The sequence below is a fragment of the Citrobacter sp. Cpo148 genome, assembly GCF_030332375.1.
Lineage (GTDB): Bacteria > Pseudomonadota > Gammaproteobacteria > Enterobacterales > Enterobacteriaceae > Citrobacter > Citrobacter portucalensis.
The window spans coordinates 666,197-685,952 of the sequence record NZ_JAOWHY010000043.1; the positions used below are offsets into that span (position 1 = coordinate 666,197).

A 19,756-nucleotide genomic window follows, 5' to 3' on the forward strand; every position below is an offset into this window, starting at 1 on the left:
TAACGCGTTGATGCTTCATTGCTAACGAGGATCATTTTCCGAAACGGTAATAAACGGTTCGGTCAGTGATAGCGTGATCTCATTGGAAGAGACACGCTGACCCTGCTCATCTTCTACCACCACAGACAACCGCCAGCGGTTTGCCGCGCCTTCGCTGCTGTCCCACTTCGGCATAATAATCGTCCAGCCTTGCGCGCTTCGGTTATCGCTACCCGCCGTTAAACTCAACGCCTGGGTATCACCCTGCCAGGTCAAATGGCGGATCCCATGCAAACTACGCACCTGCAGCTTCAGCGCCACCGTCTCACCAGACTTGAGATCCCAGGGCGGCGTGGCCAAAAATACCGACAATGTTTTACGCTGGCGATATTCCAGCGTCGGCAGATTGTTACGCTGCGGATCGTCATAACGACTGCCGCGCAGCGATCGGCTGTTTGCCACCTCGCTGACCATCAGCTGTTTTTTTAGCGGTACGCCAAAGCGGTAATTCAGCGTTAAGCCGAGGTTATTCTGGCTGACTCCGCTTTCGCCCTGCTTATGTTGTGCCGTCACGGTAATCAACGGCACCGGCGTATAGCTCAATCCCAGATTCACCGCCACAGGATTGTGGTACCCGGTTCCGGAATGAAACAAATCCACCCGGTCGCCAAAATACTGTTCCACGCTGACGCTGGTATTGAGGTGTTGATAGAACGGCATGCGCATTTGCGCAGTCAGGTCGTAGCCGCGGGCCATCCGTTGTTCCTGGGTTGTGGAACGCTCCTGCCAGGAGGACAACGGTTGGTAATAGTTAGCGGATAAGCGCAAGTATTCGCCCCACGCCTCGGCGCCAAGGCCTCCCCGGGGCAGATTTTCATCCAACAGGTTGTCATAAAAGGTGTTGTAACCCAGAAACCAGCCGTCGCGTACCCAGCGCTGCCCAATCCCCGCATTGCTGACTAAACCTTCGTCTTGTTGCGTCAGCCCCAACTGGCTCCAGGTTAAATATCGTTGATTGTCCTGCCATGGGATAAACCAACTTCCCCGACTTCCGGTAAAGCTGCCTTCGTTATCCACCTGCAATCCAACGCTGGCGTTTCCCCAGGGAGAGAGCCAGGATTCCAGTTGCTGATTAACCTGTTCGCTGACCGTGTCACGCACCTGACCAAACGCGAACTGCCTCGCCTGTTCACCCGTATCAAGCCCGTTATCGGTCATGCTGGCTTCACCAAACGCTTTGACCATTTCGGCAAAGTGCTTTTCGCCTGCCCGCGACTCCGGCGCCATACCGAGATCGGGCAAGCCATCACTATTGTTATCGAAAGGGTTTTCAGCCTGGTGCACAAAAGATGGCTGCGCGCTGGCAATACCGCCTGCCAGCGGCAAGAGTAGGAGAAGAGAAAATCTGCAGCAAACAAAACGACTCAAATCGTTACTGGCTTTTATATCATTGAATTTGGGGACCACAGCGTAAATCCTACCTGTCCGACGTCCCCTTTGCAGCTTTTTCTCAAATTTTCAGGAATATCCTTAATCATTGAGTGTGATTTTTTGTGCCAGTAATGTCTTCAGTTCCGGAATACACGATCCGCAATTACTCCCGCAACGTAACGCTTTTCCCAATGCCTGAACCGTATCACAACCGTTAGCGATAGCCTGGGTAATGGCCTTTTCTCCTACGCTATAACAACTACAAATAGTCGCGCCCTTATCAGCCGTAATACCACCGGGTTTCCCGCCCAACAGTGCGTGACGAGTCTGAGCATTTTCCGGCGTTTGCACGAATGCGCTGAGGATCGCCGCATCATCAATCTGCGGCAGCGTTGCCGCTGACCAGAGCCCAAGCATCAGCTTTCCTTCATGCCAGGCCAACAGATTCAGTCCCTGCTCCCATTTCGCCTGCTGAAGTTGCCAGCTTTGCGTCACACAATATTGTTGCAGCCACGTAGAAATATCGCTGTCGCCCGCCAGCGTATAACGCAAGGCATTGTCAGCACTTTTGCGCCACCAGTGAACGAACCCCGGAAACGTCAGCGCGGAGCGACAAAACAGCTCTCCCAGCCACCGGGGCTGCCATGCCATAATGCGCACCGCTGTCTGTTTGCTTTCCGGCTGTCCAGAGTCAGGATCACAAATCGGCGCCACCAATGCATTTACCCGCCCTTGACGGGCAAAATGATTATTCCAATGCATTGAAGTGAAGACGCTCCCTGGCCGCTGTCCACGGTGAATGGTCACCCTACCAACCATTACGCCGAGCGGGGAGTTAACCCGGCATAGCGCACCTTCATTCAGCTTGAAGCGATAGGCATCCTCTGGTGCAATTTCTACCAGCGGTTCATTGATGTGCTGCATCAGGCGTGAAATCGTCCCCGTCCGCGTCATAGTGTGCCACTGATCGCGAATGCGACCACTGTTTAGCACCAATGGATAGAGGGCATCACAGGCCGTTTTCATCCCCTGTGGTGTAACAGATACCAGGCGTAAACGTTGGTTACCACGCCACCCCTGCCAAAAATTTAGCGTTGATGAGCCGGTACTCACTGGCCAGCGAACCGGCGTCATCTCATCCCACTGTTGATGCGTCAGCTCCGCTAACGCGCCGATATCAAATGCACGTTCCCCCCTGTTTTCATAACCGGAAAGCGCCGCATGTTCACAAAATACCTCCCATGCGCTTTGCCAGCCAAACGCATGGGCAAAACCCAACTGTTTCGCCATTTGCGCAACGATCCACCAGTCCGCCCTCGTCTCACCCGGCGCAGGTAAAAATGCACGCTGGCGCGAGATCCGTCGTTCTGAGTTCGTCACCGTACCGTTTTTTTCGCCCCAGGCCTGCGCCGGAAACCGAATATGCGCGTAGCGGCTGGTGTCCGTGTCTGCCACGACTTCAGAGACGATCACCAGTGGACAGGCTGCCAACGCCTGGCACACGGCATGGCTGTCCGGTAATGACACCGCAGGGTTTGTCCCCATGATCCATACCGCTTTAACGTCGCCTTTACCGATCGCCTCAAACAAATCCACGGCCATCAAACCAGGCGTCTGCGCCAACCTTTCAGTCCCCCAGAAGCGGGACAGGCGGGCAAGATCCTGGGGTTCAAAATTCATATGCGCCGCCAGCTGCGTCGCCAACCCGCCAACTTCCCGGCCGCCCATCGCATTGGGTTGCCCGGTCAGCGAAAATGGACCGCACCCCTGTCGACCAAACTTACCGCTGGCCAAATGCACGTTAATAATCGCATTACACTTATCGCTACCGCTGGCAGACTGGTTAATGCCCATGGTGTATAACGTGATGGCTGTTGGCGCGCGCATAAACCAGTCATAGAAGGTGACAACATCGGCAACATCCAGCCCGCAAAACTGCGCCACACGCGCGAGGCTCCAGTCGTGCGCGATAGCAAACGTTTCTACAGCGTCATCAAATTCACTTTGCGCATTACCCTCAGCCACAATCGTGTTCAGTAAGCCGACAAACAGCCCAGCATCGCTACCGGGCAGCAGGGAAAGATGCAGATCGGCGATATCACAGGTTGCGGTGCGACGAGGATCGATAACCACGACTTTCATCGACGGATTAGCATTACGCGCCTGCACCAGACGCTGATACAGCACCGGATGCGTCCATGCTGCATTCGATCCCACCAATACCACCAAATCACTGCGTTCGATGTCCTCATAACTGCAGGGCACGACATCCGCTCCCAGCGCCCGCTTGTATCCGGTCACCGCAGACGACATACAAAGCCGCGAATTGGTATCAATATTGGCCGCGCCAATGAAGCCTTTCATCAGCTTATTCGCCGCATAGTAATCCTCCGTCAGCAGTTGCCCAGAGGCATAAAAGGCCACGGCATGCGGTCCATGCTGAGCGATGATAGCGCGCAGACGTTCACCGGCGGTGTCCAGCGCCTGCGACCAACTCGCCGTTTCGCCATCCACCATCGGTTGCAACAACCTGCCGCTAAGTCCTGTGGTTTCAGCCAGCGCCGCGCCTTTGACGCACAAGCGGCCAAAGTTTGCCGGATGTTCGGGGTCGCCTCTGACGGTGACGCCATTATCGTCTACCTGCGCAATCACGCCGCAGCCAACGCCACAGTACGGGCACGTTGTACGAGTCTCACTCATGATGCCTCCGCCCGCAGGATCAACGCCTGAGTTCCCACCCACACTTTGCCCGCCTCCACTTTCACCGGCCAGGCGCGTACCGCCTGTTCTCCGCTGTCATACTGGCGGCCATCGCGCAGACGGATACGTTGTTTATACAGCGGCGAGATAACAATCGGCTCACCCTGCACATCCCCCAGAATACCGCGCGATAACACCTGCGCAGCGCTACCGGGTTCAAGGTTATCAAGGGCATAAATCGTCTGCCCAAAGCGGAATAATGCAATTTGCACATCTCCCAGACGTGCGCCAATACCCGCCTGCTCAGGGATAGCATCAAGGGCGCATATCTCCTGCCAGGGTTTTGTCGGTAATGACTCACGGCCCCTGGATGCAGGTTTAGCCAACTGCGGTTGCCCGCGTAAAGGCGCACGGGCAACCGTCTCATCCGCCTCATCACTATTGATATATGAACGAAACAGCGCCAGACGCTGCGGGCTACTGAGCGTGGTTTGCCATTCGCACTGGTAGCTTTCCACAACCCGCGCCATCTCTTGTTCCAGTTCACTGGCAATCCCTAAACTGTCGTCGAGGATCACTTCACGCAAATACGCAATGCCCCCTTCCAGGTTATCCATCCAGGTGCTGGTACGTTGCAGACGATCCGCGGTGCGAATGTAGAACATAAGGAAACGGTCGATAGTGCGCATCAGCGCGGTATCATCTAAATCACTGGCAAACAAATCGGCATGGCGTGGTTTCATTCCTCCATTGCCGCACAGATAGAGATTCCAGCCTTTATCCGTCGCAATGACGCCCACATCCTTACTCTGTGCCTCGGCACATTCCCGGGTACAACCGGACACCGCCATTTTAATTTTGTGTGGTGCACGCAACCCTTTGTAGCGATTTTCAAGCATCACCGCCATTGCCGTTGAATCCTGTACGCCGTAGCGACACCAGGTCGATCCAACGCAGGACTTCACCGTTCGCAACGACTTCCCGTACGCATGTCCTGTTTCAAATCCCGCAGCCACCAGTTCGCGCCAGATATCGGGTAACTGTTCCAGACGCGCGCCGAAAAGATCCACCCGTTGCCCGCCGGTGATTTTGCTGTACAGCTGATAACGTTTCGCAATCTGTCCTATGGCGATCAGGCCGTCCGGTGTGACCTCTCCCGCAGGCATACGCGGGACCACAGAATAGGAACCGTCTTTTTGAATATTGGCAAAATAGCGATCGTTCGTGTCCTGCAGCGGTAAGTGCGCTGGTTTAAGCAGATACTCATTCCAGCAGGACGCCAGCACTGACCCCACCAGAGGTTTACAGATTTCGCAGCCGTGACCATGGCCGTAACGGCTAATCAACTGTTCGAAAGTATGGATATGGTTCACCCGTACAAGGTGATAAATCTCCTGGCGCGACCAGGGAAAATGTTCACAGATATCCTTTTTGACCTCAACGCCCTGGGCCGCAAGTTGGTGCTCCATCACCTGTTTCACCAGCGCGCTGCATCCGCCACAACCGGTCGCCGCTTTAGTGCACTGTTTGATGGCGCCAATGTCCGTCGCACCAGCACTTACCGCCCGGCATATATCGGCCTTACTGACGTTATGACAAGAGCAGATTTGCGCTGTATCGGGCAATGCCGCAACCCCAAGCGCTTTTGGCGCACCGCCCGCCAGCGCGGGCAGGATCAGCGATTCCGGCTGACCAGGAAGCGGCATCCCATTCAACATCATTTGCAATAGCGTGGCGTAATCGCCAGCATCGCCAACCAGCACTCCGCCCAACAGCGTTTTGCCCTCTGCGCTGACGACGATCTTTTTGTAGATCTGCTCGGGACCATGCGTCCATTGATAGCTTTTCGCGCCCGGCGTACGGGCATGCGCATCGCCAAAAGAAGCGACATCAACGCCCAGCAGCTTGAGCTTGGTGCTCATATCCGCACCGCTAAAACTGACATCTTCTCCGGCCAGCTGTGCGGCGACTACCCGCGCCATTTGATATCCCGGCGCGACAAGGCCAAAGACTCGCCCTTCCCACAGCGCACATTCGCCGATCGCAAAAATGGCGTCATCTGACGTGCGACAGTGGCTATCGATACAAATCCCACCGCGTTCGCCAATATCTAAACCACTGCGACGCGCCAGCGCATCCTGCGGACGAATACCCGCAGAAAAAACCACCATTTCGGTTTCCAGCTTTTCGCCGTCGGCAAAGTGCAGTACCAGTCCGTCAGTGGTGCTTTCAATTTCCGTGGTCGATTTTGCGGTGTGGACGCCAACGCCGAGCGCCTCTATCTTTTCTCGTAACATCGCGGCACCGGCGTTATCCAGCTGCACCGCCATCAGATTAGCGGCAAACTCAACAACATGCGTTTCCAGCCCAAGCTGACGCAGCGCGTTCGCAGCCTCCAGACCAAGCAGGCCACCGCCGATCACCACCCCGCGGCGCGCACTTTTCGCTTTCGCTGCAATGGCATCCAAATCGTCCAACGTACGATAAACAAAGCAGGCGGGTGAGTCCCCACCTTTCACAGGGGGGACAAACGGATACGATCCGGTGGCAAGCACCAGCGAATCCCAGTGGGTTTCATGTCCGTCGGCGTTGCGGATGACGCGCATCTCACGATCGATCTCGGTCACGCATTGCCCCAAACGTAGCTCTATGCCACTACGGGCAAAGAAATCATCAGCGACAAGCGAAAGTGATTGCGCGCTGCGCCCGGCGAAATACTCTGACAGATGCACCCGGTCATAGGCGGCATAACGTTCTTCGCCAAACACCACAATGTGATAATGCAAATGCAGATTACGGCTTACGCATTGCTCAAGAAAATGGTGGCCAACCATACCGTGTCCCACAACAGCCAGCGTCGGTTTTGTCATCGTCATCTGTCCTGCAGCCGATGGCTGCGTATCAAAGCGGTCGAAGAGCCAGTCGGAGTGGGCTGTCGCCCCCTGGGCCAGCAAATCGGTTAATGGCGCTGCGCTATGGCAATCGCCCATCAGCAGCACACCATGGAGTTTTCCATCACGCGTCAGCAAGCGGCGATAGTGCCCGCTGAGCGGATCGTATGTGCTCAGGGTGGCATCCGTCGCCGTCGTGTCCGTTACGCCTGCACTAAACAGATCAATTCCCGTCACCTTGAGGCGCGTTCCGCTCGCCTGCCAGCCAAATCCAGCACCGGTAAAACCCGCCAGTCGCGCAGCCAACACCTCAGCCTGTTTCAGGCACGGCGCAACCAGTCCCCACGTCTGGCCGTTAATCTCGCAGCATTCCCCAACGGCGCTAATGCCGGGCATTGAGGTGCGAAGCTGTTCATCCACCACGATCCCCTGCTGACAAACAACACCGCACGCCTGCGCCAGGGTGATATTGGGTTTGACCCCCGTGGCAATCACCACGCCATTCGCCGCAATACGCTGGCCATCGAGCAACGTTACGCAGTCGGCTTCGATACTGACGAGCCCGGAACTAAGCTCGCAGCGAATACCGCGTCCTGTTAGTTGTGCCTGCAACAGATCGCTGGCCTGTTGATCAAGCTGTTGTTCCATCAGCCGTCCCGCGCGATGAATCAACGTGACATCGTCACCGTGAAGACGTAAGGCTGTCGCGGCCTCCACACCGAGAACGCCACCACCCAACACCACCTTTGGCCCAGACCGTTGGAGAATCGCCTCGACATCCTGCATCGTGCGAAAAGCATGAACATGCGGTTGTTGGACGCCGGGAATGGGCGGAATAAACGGATACGATCCGGTGGCAAATACCAGCTCATCCCAGAACAAAAGCCGTTTTGTGGTGGTCAGGCTGCGGCTGGTGGCATCAACGGCCAACACAGCTTCATCGCTCAGAACCGTCACGCCGTGATCGAGATACCACTGCGCCGGATGAAGCAAAGTTTGCGCAAAGGGCTTTTCTCCCCCCAGCACCGGGGAAAGTTGGATCCGGTTGTAGGCAAGCTGCGGCTCTTCTCCAATAACGGTGACGGAAATGCCGCCGTTTTTGTACATAACAAGCGCCTCAATCAGACGAGTTGCCGCCATGCCATGACCCACAATGACCAGTCGCGTCATCTTCCCCTCCTTACGCCGCCTTCGGCTGTTTCTCATACAGAAAATGGAGAATGCGTTGTCGCAGGTGGTGGTATCGGCTGTCATCGGCAAGCTGGACCCGATTGCGTGGGCGCGGTAAATCAACCGTCAAGATCTCGCCCACCGTCGCCGCTGGCCCGTTGGTCATCATCAGAACCCGGTCGGAAAGCAGCACCGCTTCATCAACGTCGTGAGTGATCAGCACAATGGTGGTATTCAGCGACTGCTGGATGTGCATCACCGTATCCTGCAAATGCGCCCTGGTGAGCGCATCCAGTGCGCCAAACGGTTCATCCATAAGCAGGACTTTGGGTTTCATCGCCAGCGCCCGGGCAATGCCCACGCGTTGCTTCATCCCACCAGAGACTTCACCGGGGTGTTTGTGCATCGCGTGGCCCATCTGGACGCGGTGCAGGTTGTGTTCGATCCACTCACGTCGCTCGGCTTTACTCATGGTGTGGCGAAAGACCTGATCGACGGCCAGGGCTACGTTGTCGAAACAGGTCAGCCACGGCAGCAGCGAATGGTTTTGGAAAACGACCGCCCGCTCAGGCCCCGGCCCGGCGATTTCGCGGTTATCGCAAATCAGGCCACCTTCAGTAGGCAGCGTAATGCCGGCAATCAGATTCAAAAGCGTCGACTTTCCGCAACCGGAGTGACCAATCAAACTCACGGTCTCCCCTTCATGGATATCAAAAGAAACATTGTGTAGCGCGAGGAACTCACCGCTGGCGGTCGAAAAACGTTGGCTGACCGCCTGGACCTGAATAATGGGTTTCATGTTGTCTCCTTATTTTTCCTGCCAGCTATAACGACGCGCCACCAGCATTAGCCCCTGCTCAAGCAGCAGACCGACAACGCCGATGATGACGATAGCGATGAGAATGTTTTCGACATTAAGGTTGTTCCACTCATTCCAGATCCAAAAACCAATCCCCAACCCGCCGGTGAGCATTTCTGCTGCCACAATCACCAACCAGGCGATGCCGATCGACAGGCGTACGCCAGTGAGGATCGCCGGCAGCACGGCGGGGAAAAGTATCCGCCGCATCACCGTCCACTCAGAGAGTTGCAGTACGCGAGCAACGTTGAGGTAATCGTCAGGGATTCTCCGCACCCCTTCGGCGGTGTTGATCACCATCGGCCATATAGAGCAGATAAAGATGGTCCAACTCGATGCGGGTTCCGCTTTTTGAAACAACAGCAGTCCAATCGGCAGCCAGGCCAGCGGACTGACCGGGCGCAACAGCGCAATCAGCGGCGAAAACATGTGCGAAAAGAAGGTGAAACGCCCAATCAGAAAGCCCAGCGGGATCCCCACCAGCGCCGCTAATCCGAAACCGATCGCGACCCGTTGCAACGACGCCAGCACGTTCCAGCCGATACCCATATCATTCGGCCCGCCGTTATAGAACGGATCGGCAAACAACGTCAGGGCTGAATCCAGGGTGCTCAGCGGCGTCGGAAAGCCTTTGCTGTTGATGGCGGCCAGTTGCCAGCACACCACCAGCAAGGCAATCCCCAACAGAGCGGGTACGGCGCGTCTTAGCCATGTACTAAGCCACATTGACCATGGCATTTTGCGCTTTCTGACCTTCATCGTTGATAGCGTGATGACCTCACCGACTACCGGCTCAGGGGATTTAAGCTGCGTATTTTGTTTCATCTCAGGCTCCTGTACGGTGGAGGGTAAAACTGTTGGCATAGGCTTCTGGATTGCGGCCATCCCATACGGAACCGTCCATCAGCGTACTGGTTCGTAGCAATTTCGCAGGAGGTGTTATCCCTCCAACCGCCGCTGCCGCATCGCGCCAGATGTCGGTCCGGTTGATGCGCGCGGCAATGGCTGCATAATCCGGTTGCTGCTTCAACAATCCCCAACGGCGGAACTGGGTCAGAAACCACATGCCATCGGAATGCCAGGGGAAACTCACCTCGCCGTCGCGAAAAAAGCGGATGGCATGCGGATCCTGCCAGCGACGACCGGCACCGTTGTCGTACTCGCCCAGCATTCTCGCCGTCAGATAGCCTTCTTTGGTATTGAGCCAGGCCCGGCGCGCCAGAATTTGTGCTGTTTCGCGTTTATTGGCTTCACTGGCGTCTATCCAGCGCGATGCCTCAAGCAGCGCGCTAACCAGTGCCCGGGCAGTATGTGGATATTTTTCTACCCACTCCCGGCGCGTACCGAGTACTTTTTCCGGATGGTCGGGCCAGATATCCTGGGACGTCGCCGCGGTAAAACCGATGCGGTCATTGATCGCCCGCGCATTCCACGGTTCGCCGACGCAGAAGCCACTCATATTGCCAATGCGCATGTTCATCACCATTTGCGGAGGCGGTACCACAACGGTGCGAACATCGGTGAAAGGATTGATGTCAGCGCTGGCCAGCCAGTAATAGAGCCACATGGCATGTGTGCCAGTGGGAAAGGTGTGCGCGAAGGTATAGGTTCCAGGCGCCTGCGAGACGATCAGTTTCTTCAGCTCAGACGCATCGGTAATCCCCTGCTCCAGCAGCGTTGCGGAGAGCGTGATCGCTTGCCCGTTCTGATTGAGCGTCATCAGATTGGCCATGGGCTGCGCTTTACTGGCAATACCCAGTTCCAGGCCATACAACAGGCCGTACAGAACATGAGCCGCATCCAGCTCTCCAGAGACCAGCTTGTCACGCACTGCAGCCCAACTGGCCTCTTTGGTCGGCACCAGCGTAATGCCGTATTTTTTATCAAAACCTTTCAACGTGGCGATAACCAGCGGCGCGCAGTCGGTTAGCGGAATAAAACCGACCCGAACGGTAGCCATCTCCGGCGCATCAGACCCCGCCGCCCAGACCGAAGACATCAGTCCTGGAATCAGCGAGCTGACCCCCATCACGGCACTTGCCTGTAAAAACCGCCGCCGCGTTAACGAAACTGTTCTGTCACCCATACATGCTCCCCATAAAAAAAGGCGTCCAACAATGCCGAAGCATTGCGGGACGCCTTTATCCTCAAAACAGTCAGACCGCCGTTGGCCTGCTGCTAAATTGTATGTATGAGTGAATGCAATTCAGATGCCAGAATTACACTGGCGGTTTTAGCGGGTTCGACGCGTACCAGACGCCGCGGTGCACCCAAATATGGCAGACACTGCCCGCCTGTTGTGCAGTCGCTATCCCTGCATCAGGGATTTAACGGTAAGCAATGCCCGGGCGATATCGACCATCCGTTGGTTTTTATCCATCGCCATTTTTCGCAATAGCTGCCACGCCTGTTCTTCGCTGACCTGCTGGTAATTCATCAGGATGCTTTTTGCTTTATCAATCACCTTGCGCTCCTCTAAGGCATCCTGCAATGAGGCAAGTTGGGTGCTCATTTGCTCCAGCTGGCGAGCCTGCTGGCGAACAACCCACAATAATTGTTTATCCCGGCGCAGCGAGAGGGGTTCGTCAGCACGGTCGTCAAGCCAGTTGTCGAGCGGCAAGGCGTAGGTTTCTTCCGCCAGCCGACGCGCCACGGCGTTCAGCAATTCGGTAATCAACATCTCTTCGAGATGGCGTAATTGTTCAAGGCGCTGCGTCTGTAGGGTAAACCAGCGTAGCGCGTGTTCACCGTTATCAAGTTGAGGTTGTCGCGTACAGGCCTGGCGCCGCAGTTGTTCGATGGCGCCCGATGCCTCGCATTGCTGACGAAAATGCTGCACCAGTACAGGCGAAGCCAGGGAGATAAAGGTATCAAAGCACGGCTGCTGCCCATCTATTCTGTCCACCAGCTCCTGGCGCATTTGAGGGTTAAACTCGCCCTGGGTAAAGCCAATGGCCCCTAACGCCCGCTCTTGTCCTACCAGCTCTTTACCCTGCATAAAACTGTATAGCGCCACCAGCCCACCTGCGACATGGGGATAATCGATGCTGTCGTTAAGCTGCGGCACAATACCCAGCAGATGGCGTAACGTCCGGCTGTACTGCTCCATCGCCTGCTGAGCATCGATAGTCTGCCCGCTGACAGACTCACGCAGCGTCGTTAGCTGATCGAGGCACCAGACGGTGCCAGCAATGCGGTGGCACAACGCACTGCCCGCCACCGGCATAATGTGCTGGAAAAGGATATGCAGTTGCCGACACTCTTCATCCACCAGCGCCCGGCTGGCACGGACCTCCCGCTCATAAAGCGTACCCTGAGAACACAACCAGATATTGGATGCACCGCGTTCGCACTGTAGCATATGCACCAGATGGCTAATACGCATTACCAACTTACCGGACTGTGCCAGTTGGCGAAGCTGGGTGTTCTCAAGCTGGCGGGCATGGCGAAACCATTGCGTCGCGCCGGAATTTTGTGCATTTGTCATCATCTCTGCCCTCACCGATAACGGGTTATCCCTGAGGACAAGCAATATCCATGCCCCCCCCTGACAACAGGAGTAAAAATGCAAAAGATAGTGATCGTCGCGAACGGTGCGGCCTATGGAAGCGAATCGTTATTTAACAGCCTGCGTCTGGCAATCGCCCTGCGCGAACAGGAAGCGGATCTCGACCTGCGTCTGTTTTTAATGTCGGACGCGGTAACCGCGGGATTACGAGGTCAGAAACCTGCAGAAGGATACAATATTCAGCAAATGCTGGAGATCCTGACGGCGCAAAATGTGCCAGTCAAACTGTGTAAAACCTGCACCGATGGCCGCGGGATCACGACGCTGCCGTTAATTGACGGAGTAGCCGTCGGCACGCTGGTAGAACTGGCTCAATGGACGCTGGCTGCAGATAAAGTGCTGACTTTCTGATACACCGTTTTCAGGCAAGCACACTGAAAGTGTCGATAATTTCCGGATTTAATCGTAGATGGGCGCGGTTTCGTTGAACGTTAGCACGCCCTTTCAACCCTTTTGAGGGATTTTGTCACTTTTGTTTAATCGTTATACCATTTTTTGATCAAAATCAGCATCCTGTTGCTCCCCCTTTGGTGTTATGCAATGAGTGAAATGTGAACAACATCACGCAGCACTTTCGACAGAAAGTACGTTGTTTTCAAGAACGGGGTGAAAAATGGCATTAGTGAAAGCGAGTTTAAAGTTATTTGGTGGCGATACGGTGGTAGTGCGCTGTTCTGAGCGCTGCCACATCCACCTGATGAGCGAGAAAAATCACGTCAAAGACACGCAGTCCGACATCTTAAGCGTGCAGGATCGTGATAACGCATGGTTAACCGTACCGTATACCGGCGTCTGGAATGTGCTGATCGACAGCCATAGCCAGTCGCTCGAGCATTCGATAAGTTTTATTGCAGCCTAAGCGTTAAACGCCCGATAAGCACCTGGCTTATCGGGCATACAACATCGGGCGATATTAGGCAAATCCTGGACGCATAACACCTTCCGGCAGATTCTCTCCCAACAATCGTTTAACCGTGATCACCAGATCGTTAAGACAATCATCCTGCATTCCCAGCTTCACCAGTTCTTGTTCCAGTGAGAACAGATACTGGGCGTTGGTGCCTAAAGGTCCGCTCGCCGCGGCGATAAGCGGTGCAATCACCTGCGCGCGCGTGTCTGACTCAAACAGCGGATGACGCGGATCCATAATAAAGACCAGTGCGTTCACCGTCCTGCTGTCATCAAGCGCCAACTGACACCAGGTCGGCAGATAACAGCCGGTGATCATTTCTCGCTTCCACAGCAGTGAAAGCTCTTGTTCCAGGGACGCGTCCGGTAAACGGTAGGCCACACCGGTGGTGCGTCCGCCCTCTTTCAGGGCCAGCATACGTCCTGGCTGACACGCCGTTCCTCGCCCCGCCGTCAGGCGCAGGCAAAAGGCACGGTGCCAGCCGACTAACGTCCCGGTACAGGACTCTTCAAATTCTAAGGCCGGGTTCCACATCAACGATCCATAACCGAAGATCCACACCGGTCCATCATCTGGTCGGCATGCAAGCGTGGCGGCCAGTGAGGCTGCCCGTTGTTCCGCTGACCAGAGTAGTGATTCTTCAATAGCACCAAATGCCGTCTTACAGTCGGCATTCAATAAAAAATCACGCGTTAACACCTTACACCTCCGCCACTGCTGCTTCCCTGCGACAACTTTTTTGACGCCTTCCGGGCTTTTTTACTGCTCATTTTGAAACCAATAGCTGGACAATAGGCAATTCACCGCTCGCTTGCAAGCCAGCAACGGCGCGGCGTAGCACGATTCGCTAACGCCTGATGCTGGCTAGTTCATAAAGGCATTATAATTGATACTGTTACGCCTTTTTATGCCATTTATCATCATCACCTTTTTGATAATCATTTTTGACCGCGGCCCACGCCACCTTGTGTGCTGTCTCTTCACGGGTAGCATCATCACGACGGTCAGATTTATCTTTATACTGTTCCCAGGCGCTGTTGAAAGCTTCTTTGTAGATGTCCTGAGCATGGGCTGGCAGAACATGCCGCACGCTTTCAGGCAGATCGCTTTTGGATTTATATGGCATTGTGAACTCCTCTTTTTAGGCTAAACCTTAAGTGTGGTTAACAATGCGGCGATGCGCCAATAATGGACATTTATAGAAAATTTCTTCATGTAACCTTCTGTTAATTAAACAGTCTATAAACAATAATTTTGTTTTTGACCGCTTTGAGAGGAAAAATAAGCGATGTAGTAAAATTTCGTAAAATGTCACCTACAAAACCAGGTTTTCTGTTATTTTTTACATTCTTTAATACTTTTTATAATTATATACCCTAAATAATTCGAGTTGCTTAAAGGCGGCAAGGGAGTGAATCCCCAGGAGCATAGATAACTATGTGACTGGAGTGAGCGAACGTAGCCAACGCATAAGCAACTTGAAGTATGACGGGTATAAATACCTGCAGAGACGGAGAATTAATTCAATGACACACGTACATGAGGCGGTAAAAACCCGCCACAAGGAGACCTCTCTCGTCTTCCCGATTTTGGCGCTGGTAGTACTGTTCTTCTGGGGGAGCAGTCAGTCACTACCAGTGGTCATCGGTATTAATGCGCTGGCCCTTATTGGTATATTAAGCAGCGCATTCAGCGTTGTCCGTCATGCTGATGTATTAGCACATCGACTTGGCGAACCCTACGGGTCGCTGATCCTCAGCCTGTCCGTTGTTATTCTTGAAGTCAGCTTAATCTCCGCATTAATGGCGACCGGCGATGCAGCGCCTACGCTCATGCGCGATACGCTATATTCAATCATTATGATCGTAACCGGCGGCCTGGTCGGTTTTTCATTACTGTTAGGTGGCCGTAAATTTGCCACTCAGTATATGAATCTGTTTGGTATTAAGCAGTATTTAATCGCCCTGTTTCCGCTGGCCATTATTGTACTGGTGTTCCCGATGGCTTTACCGGGTGCAAATTTCACTACCGCCCAGGCGCTATTAGTGGCATTAATTTCTGCGGCGATGTACGGCGTATTTTTGCTGATACAAACTAAAACGCATCAGAGCCTGTTCATTTATGAGCATGAAGACGAGGGTGACGACGACGATCCGCATCACGGTAAACCGTCAGCCCACAGCAATATGTGGCATGCCGCCTGGCTTATCATTCATCTGATCGCTGTTATTGCCGTGACCAAAATGAACGCCAGCCCGCTGGAAACATTGCTGACTGAACTGAATGCGCCGGTCGCCTTTACCGGTTTCCTGGTCGCATTGCTGATCCTCTCCCCTGAAGGGCTAGGTGCGCTGAAAGCGGTTCTGAGTAATCAGGTACAGCGGGCGATGAATTTGTTCTTCGGTTCAGTATTAGCCACCATTTCACTGACCGTTCCGGTAGTGACCCTGATCGCATGGGCAACCGGGAATGATTTGGTCTTTGCGCTGGGCGCACCAGAGATGATTGTGATGGTTTCATCACTGGTACTGTGTCACATCTCTTTCTCCACCGGACGCACCAACGTGCTTAACGGTGCGGCGCATCTGGCGCTGTTTATCGCCTATCTGATGACGATATTTGCCTGATTAGTCTTTCTGATAGAACCCACGGCCCTTCTCAGGGCCGTTTTCTTTTACCGCTCACAGCTCCGGATAAACCTGTTGACCATCGACAAACGTTAATAACGACTCCGTTTGGTGCAATTTGTCTGCCGGAATAGCCATAATATCCTGATTAAGCACCGCAAAATCGGCGAGCTTACCTGCCTGCAAACTTCCCCTCTGCTGTTCTGCAAAAGCTATCCAGGCGGCATTGAGGGTATACATTTTTAATGCATCTTCTCGGCTTAACTGGCACGCATCATGGCGTACCGTGCCGTCGAGCGCTTTACCTGTTACATGATATTCAATGGCATGCCATACTCCTGCAACGCCAATCCGCGTCGCATCCGTACCACCTACAACGATACCCCCCTGCTCTGATGCGGGTTGATATGAGGCACCGCCTGATTAAGTTCCCATTTTCCCCATCATATTTATCTACCTTATCTTGTGATGATCATCTGGAAAGCTGATGCCGCACCGCTACGATGGCGATTCGTGCGCTGGCTAGCAGACGTTCGAACGAATGCCCGCAACGCGCTTTTCCCGACAGGCCAAGCATTGTGGTACTGACGTAATCAGTCAGGCTGTCAGCCTCTTTAGGATGCCGCTGTGCGATAAAGTCGTGAATTTTATGTTCGGCAGCCGAGTAGAAATTCCGCGCGACCTTCCGCGCTTGCGGATCGTTACTGTGCGTGCCCTCCAGGACCAAACATCCCGGCGTATGCGGATCTGCGGCATAACGTCGCGCCGCCTCTTCAAGCAGATCGGTAAGACATGCAGAAACGGGTTTGTCGGGGCGCAAAATATCATCAAACGGAATCGCCTCAGTTTGTACGTAGCGGTCAAGAACACGTTCATAAAGACCGATTTTGTTCCCAAAAGCAGCATAGAAACTGGGGGGGTTGATCGACAACGCCGCGGTGACATCCGCCACGCTAACGGCGTCATAGCCATGTGCGTGAAACAAGGGTTGTACTTTGGCAACGGCCATTTCTGGATCAAAATTACGTGGGCGTCCAGGTGCACGAGTGCATTTTGTAGTGCTCATTACAAATCCATTGACAGAAAACTGTGCACCAATTATATATCGATCACTACATAATTGTTCAAGGAGTACCTCATGTCTTCTTTTAACGGCAAGTCAGTTCTGGTTCTTGGCGGCAGTCGTGGGATTGGCGCGGCTATCGTGCGCCGTTTTGCCGCGGATGGCGCATCGGTTACCTTTACCTATTCAGGCTCCCCTGACGCTGCCAAAGCGCTTGCTGATGAGACGGGTACCCAGACAGCGCAAACCGATAGCGCCGATCGTAACGCCGTTATCAACCGGGTACGCGAAAGCGGCCCGCTGGACGTGCTGGTAGTTAATGCAGGCATTATTCTGTTTGGTGATGCGCTGGAGCAGGATCCGGATGACGTGGAGCGTCTGTTCCGGATCAACATTCACTCCCCATACTATGCGACCGTGGAAGCGGCACGACAGATGCCTGACGGCGGACGCATTATCATTATTGGTTCTGTGAATGGCGACCGCATGCCTCTTGCTGGCCTGGCCTCTTATGCGGTGAGCAAATCAGCGCTGCAAGGGCTGGCCCTGGGGCTGGCACGTGATTTTGGACCGCGGGGCATTACGGTAAACGTGGTTCAACCGGGTCCTATTGATACCGATGCCAACCCGGAAAATGGCCCACTGAAAGAGGTGATGCACAGTTTTATGGCGCTAAAACGACATGGCCGTCCAGAGGAAGTTGCGGGAATGGTTGCCTGGCTTGCAGGCCCTGAGGCTGGGTTTGTGACGGGGGCAATGCATACAATTGACGGTGCGTTTGGCGCCTGACGGCCACCCTTAACACTTTTCTCAAACAGCAGTCCGAAGAGATATCTCTCCGGACTGCAATACTTTCTTAGTTCTCGGTATCCAGCTCGTCGAAGCTTTTAACCAGGTCATCAATCGCTTTAATCTGAGTCAGGAACTGTTCCAGTTTCGCTAGCGGCAGCGCGGATGGACCGTCGCATTTCGCATTGGCTGGATCCGGATGCGCTTCAATAAACAGACCGGCCAGACCTACCGCCATACCTGCGCGCGCCAGTTCGGTAACCTGCGCACGACGACCGCCGCTTGCTGCGCCAAACGGGTCACGGCATTGCAGCGCATGGGTAACGTCAAAAATCACCGGCGAGTTGCCAGAAACTTTCTTCATCACGCTGAAGCCCAGCATATCCACAACCAGGTTGTCATAACCAAAGTTCGCGCCACGGTCGCACAGAATTACTTTGTCGTTGCCGCCTTCATGGAATTTGTCCACGATATTGCCCATCTGGCCCGGGCTTACGAACTGCGGTTTTTTCACGTTGATAACGGCACCGGTTTTCGCCATCGCTTCCACCAGATCGGTCTGACGAGCGAGGAAGGCCGGCAGCTGAATCACATCCACCACGTCAGCAACAGGCTGAGCCTGGCTGGCTTCGTGAACATCGGTGATCACTTTTACGCCAAAAGTCTGCTTCAGTTCCTGGAAGATTTTCATCCCTTCTTCAAGGCCCGGTCCACGGTAAGAGTGGATGGAAGAACGGTTGGCTTTATCAAAGGAGGCTTTGAACACGTAAGGGATACCCAGCTTTTGAGTAACGGTTACGTAGTGCTCACAAATGCGCATCGCCAGATCGCGGGATTCCAGCACGTTCATTCCGCCAAACAGCACGAACGGCAGGTCATTTGCCACGTTGATGTCGCCAATGCTAACCACTTTTTGTTTCATAGGATCGCCTTAAACGGTAGGTAAAGTGTCATTAATCAATGCAATACAATTTGCTTGTGCGAAATAGTATTAATCTGCGCACGAATCATTTCGCTGATCGGGTCTTCCGGACACTGTTCAACGAAATAACTTAAATCTGTCAGCGCAACATGTTCACATTCCAGTTGCGCGTAAATTAATCCACGATCGCGTATTTCATACGGATCTTCAGGATTAAACTGTAATAGTGCTTCGCTGGCACGCAACGCCAGCTCCATTTGCCGCTCTTCCATCAGCGATGATTTCAGCGTGTCGAGCAGCTTACGAATTACTTCTGCATTATCCGCCTCATCCAGGTCTTCGTTAAACAGCTCCGCGACCGGGCTGATATTCCCCTTCAGCCACACTTCCAGCGTGTGCTCATTTAACGTTTCGCCATTGAACGGATTGATTAGCCACATTTCGCCATCGAGCGATTCAATACGCAGGATGAGTTGTGTCGGGAAAATCACCGGCACCAGTGGCAGCTCCAGTCGGTTGGCAATCCACAATAAGATCGCACCCAGGGATACGGCGCTGCCCTGACGATTTTTCAGTACCTGATCAAGCCATAGTGCATCAGAAAGACGATAGACGCCGTGGGTATCCGTAAACCCCCATTCGCCGTAAAAAAGTGCCAGCAGTTTTTCCAGTTGCTCATCCTGAGACAGGAGCTGGCTAATTTCTTCTTGCGCCAGACTGACCAGACGTTCCAGTTCGTCATAGACAGTTTGTGTTGGAAAATCCAGACGGATAGACTCCGACGCCAGGATCATCCCATCACACAATGGCGCTTTATTAAATTCGAAATCAGCTAACGACCTCATGC

At 54.0% G+C, this 19,756-nt stretch carries 17 protein-coding genes; 4 read left to right on the top strand and 13 right to left on the bottom strand.

The window, feature by feature from the left end; genetic code table 11:
• Positions 1–21: 21 nt before the first annotated feature.
• From OGY10_RS13105 to nasR, 7 genes are all read right to left on the bottom strand, one after another.
• Positions 22–1,407 (bottom strand): YchO/YchP family invasin, encoded by a 1,386-nt coding sequence (locus OGY10_RS13105; RefSeq protein ID WP_060683719.1) that lies wholly within the window; start codon positions 1,405–1,407, stop codon positions 22–24.
• A 102-nt stretch (positions 1,408–1,509) separates the two neighbouring features.
• Entirely contained in the window at positions 1,510–4,110 is a 2,601-nt protein-coding gene (locus tag OGY10_RS13110) for a nitrate reductase (protein ID WP_008784964.1), read from the bottom strand.
• Positions 4,107–8,171, bottom strand: a complete 4,065-nt coding sequence (gene nirB, locus OGY10_RS13115; RefSeq protein ID WP_191227126.1) for a nitrite reductase large subunit NirB — start codon at positions 8,169–8,171, stop codon at positions 4,107–4,109. Before nirB ends, OGY10_RS13110 begins: the two co-directional genes overlap by 4 nt.
• 10 nt (positions 8,172–8,181) lie before the next feature.
• The gene (locus OGY10_RS13120) at positions 8,182–8,970 is read right to left on the bottom strand and encodes an ABC transporter ATP-binding protein (protein ID WP_003833396.1); all 789 of its coding nucleotides are present in this window, start codon (positions 8,968–8,970) and stop codon (positions 8,182–8,184) included.
• A 9-nt stretch (positions 8,971–8,979) separates the two neighbouring features.
• Entirely contained in the window at positions 8,980–9,855 is an 876-nt protein-coding gene (gene ntrB / locus OGY10_RS13125) for a nitrate ABC transporter permease (protein ID WP_008784966.1), read from the bottom strand.
• A 1-nt stretch (position 9,856) separates the two neighbouring features.
• Positions 9,857–11,116 carry a CmpA/NrtA family ABC transporter substrate-binding protein gene (locus OGY10_RS13130; protein ID WP_267458502.1) on the bottom strand — a complete coding sequence of 420 codons (1,260 nt, stop codon included), beginning with the start codon at positions 11,114–11,116 and terminating at the stop codon, positions 9,857–9,859.
• A gap of 222 nt (positions 11,117–11,338) precedes the next feature.
• Entirely contained in the window at positions 11,339–12,520 is a 1,182-nt protein-coding gene (nasR, locus tag OGY10_RS13135) for a nitrate regulatory protein NasR (RefSeq protein WP_191227123.1), read from the bottom strand.
• A 75-nt stretch (positions 12,521–12,595) separates the two neighbouring features.
• On the opposite strand from nasR, the gene OGY10_RS13140 reads away from it, so the two are divergent.
• Positions 12,596–12,949 carry a DsrE/DsrF/TusD sulfur relay family protein gene (locus tag OGY10_RS13140; RefSeq protein ID WP_003833402.1) on the top strand — a complete coding sequence of 118 codons (354 nt, stop codon included), beginning with the start codon at positions 12,596–12,598 and terminating at the stop codon, positions 12,947–12,949.
• A 262-nt stretch (positions 12,950–13,211) separates the two neighbouring features.
• Complete coding sequence (locus tag OGY10_RS13145; RefSeq protein WP_038641131.1) at positions 13,212–13,457, top strand: DUF1883 domain-containing protein; 246 nt, start codon at positions 13,212–13,214, stop codon at positions 13,455–13,457.
• 54 nt (positions 13,458–13,511) lie between these two features.
• Here OGY10_RS13145 and OGY10_RS13150 read toward each other — a convergent pair whose 3' ends face one another.
• Entirely contained in the window at positions 13,512–14,207 is a 696-nt protein-coding gene (locus tag OGY10_RS13150) for a gamma-glutamylcyclotransferase (protein ID WP_174771497.1), read from the bottom strand.
• A gap of 196 nt (positions 14,208–14,403) precedes the next feature.
• A complete protein-coding gene (gene chaB / locus OGY10_RS13155) occupies positions 14,404–14,634 on the bottom strand; it encodes a putative cation transport regulator ChaB (RefSeq protein ID WP_191227122.1) in 231 nt (76 codons plus the stop codon).
• Between the two features lie 400 nt (positions 14,635–15,034).
• Between chaB and chaA the strand changes: the two genes are divergently transcribed.
• Positions 15,035–16,135 (top strand): sodium-potassium/proton antiporter ChaA, encoded by a 1,101-nt coding sequence (chaA, locus tag OGY10_RS13160; RefSeq protein WP_003833407.1) that lies wholly within the window; start codon positions 15,035–15,037, stop codon positions 16,133–16,135.
• A 54-nt stretch (positions 16,136–16,189) separates the two neighbouring features.
• On the opposite strand, the gene OGY10_RS13165 is transcribed toward chaA, so the two are convergent.
• Together OGY10_RS13165 and OGY10_RS13170 are read right to left on the bottom strand one after the other, a co-directional pair.
• A complete protein-coding gene (locus OGY10_RS13165; RefSeq protein WP_353655383.1) occupies positions 16,190–16,516 on the bottom strand; it encodes an amidohydrolase family protein in 327 nt (108 codons plus the stop codon).
• A 91-nt stretch (positions 16,517–16,607) separates the two neighbouring features.
• The gene (locus OGY10_RS13170; RefSeq protein ID WP_191227121.1) at positions 16,608–17,201 is read right to left on the bottom strand and encodes a TetR/AcrR family transcriptional regulator; all 594 of its coding nucleotides are present in this window, start codon (positions 17,199–17,201) and stop codon (positions 16,608–16,610) included.
• Between the two features lie 72 nt (positions 17,202–17,273).
• On the opposite strand from OGY10_RS13170, the gene bdcA reads away from it, so the two are divergent.
• The gene (bdcA, locus tag OGY10_RS13175; RefSeq protein ID WP_191227120.1) at positions 17,274–17,987 is read left to right on the top strand and encodes an SDR family oxidoreductase; all 714 of its coding nucleotides are present in this window, start codon (positions 17,274–17,276) and stop codon (positions 17,985–17,987) included.
• Positions 17,988–18,054: 67 nt separating this feature from the next.
• Here the strand turns inward: bdcA and kdsA are convergent, their stop codons facing one another.
• Both kdsA and sirB1 read right to left on the bottom strand, forming a co-directional pair.
• The gene (kdsA, locus tag OGY10_RS13180) at positions 18,055–18,909 is read right to left on the bottom strand and encodes a 3-deoxy-8-phosphooctulonate synthase (protein ID WP_003020772.1); all 855 of its coding nucleotides are present in this window, start codon (positions 18,907–18,909) and stop codon (positions 18,055–18,057) included.
• Between the two features lie 35 nt (positions 18,910–18,944).
• The gene (gene sirB1, locus OGY10_RS13185) at positions 18,945–19,754 is read right to left on the bottom strand and encodes an invasion regulator SirB1 (protein ID WP_003020775.1); all 810 of its coding nucleotides are present in this window, start codon (positions 19,752–19,754) and stop codon (positions 18,945–18,947) included.
• Positions 19,755–19,756 lie beyond the last annotated feature (2 nt).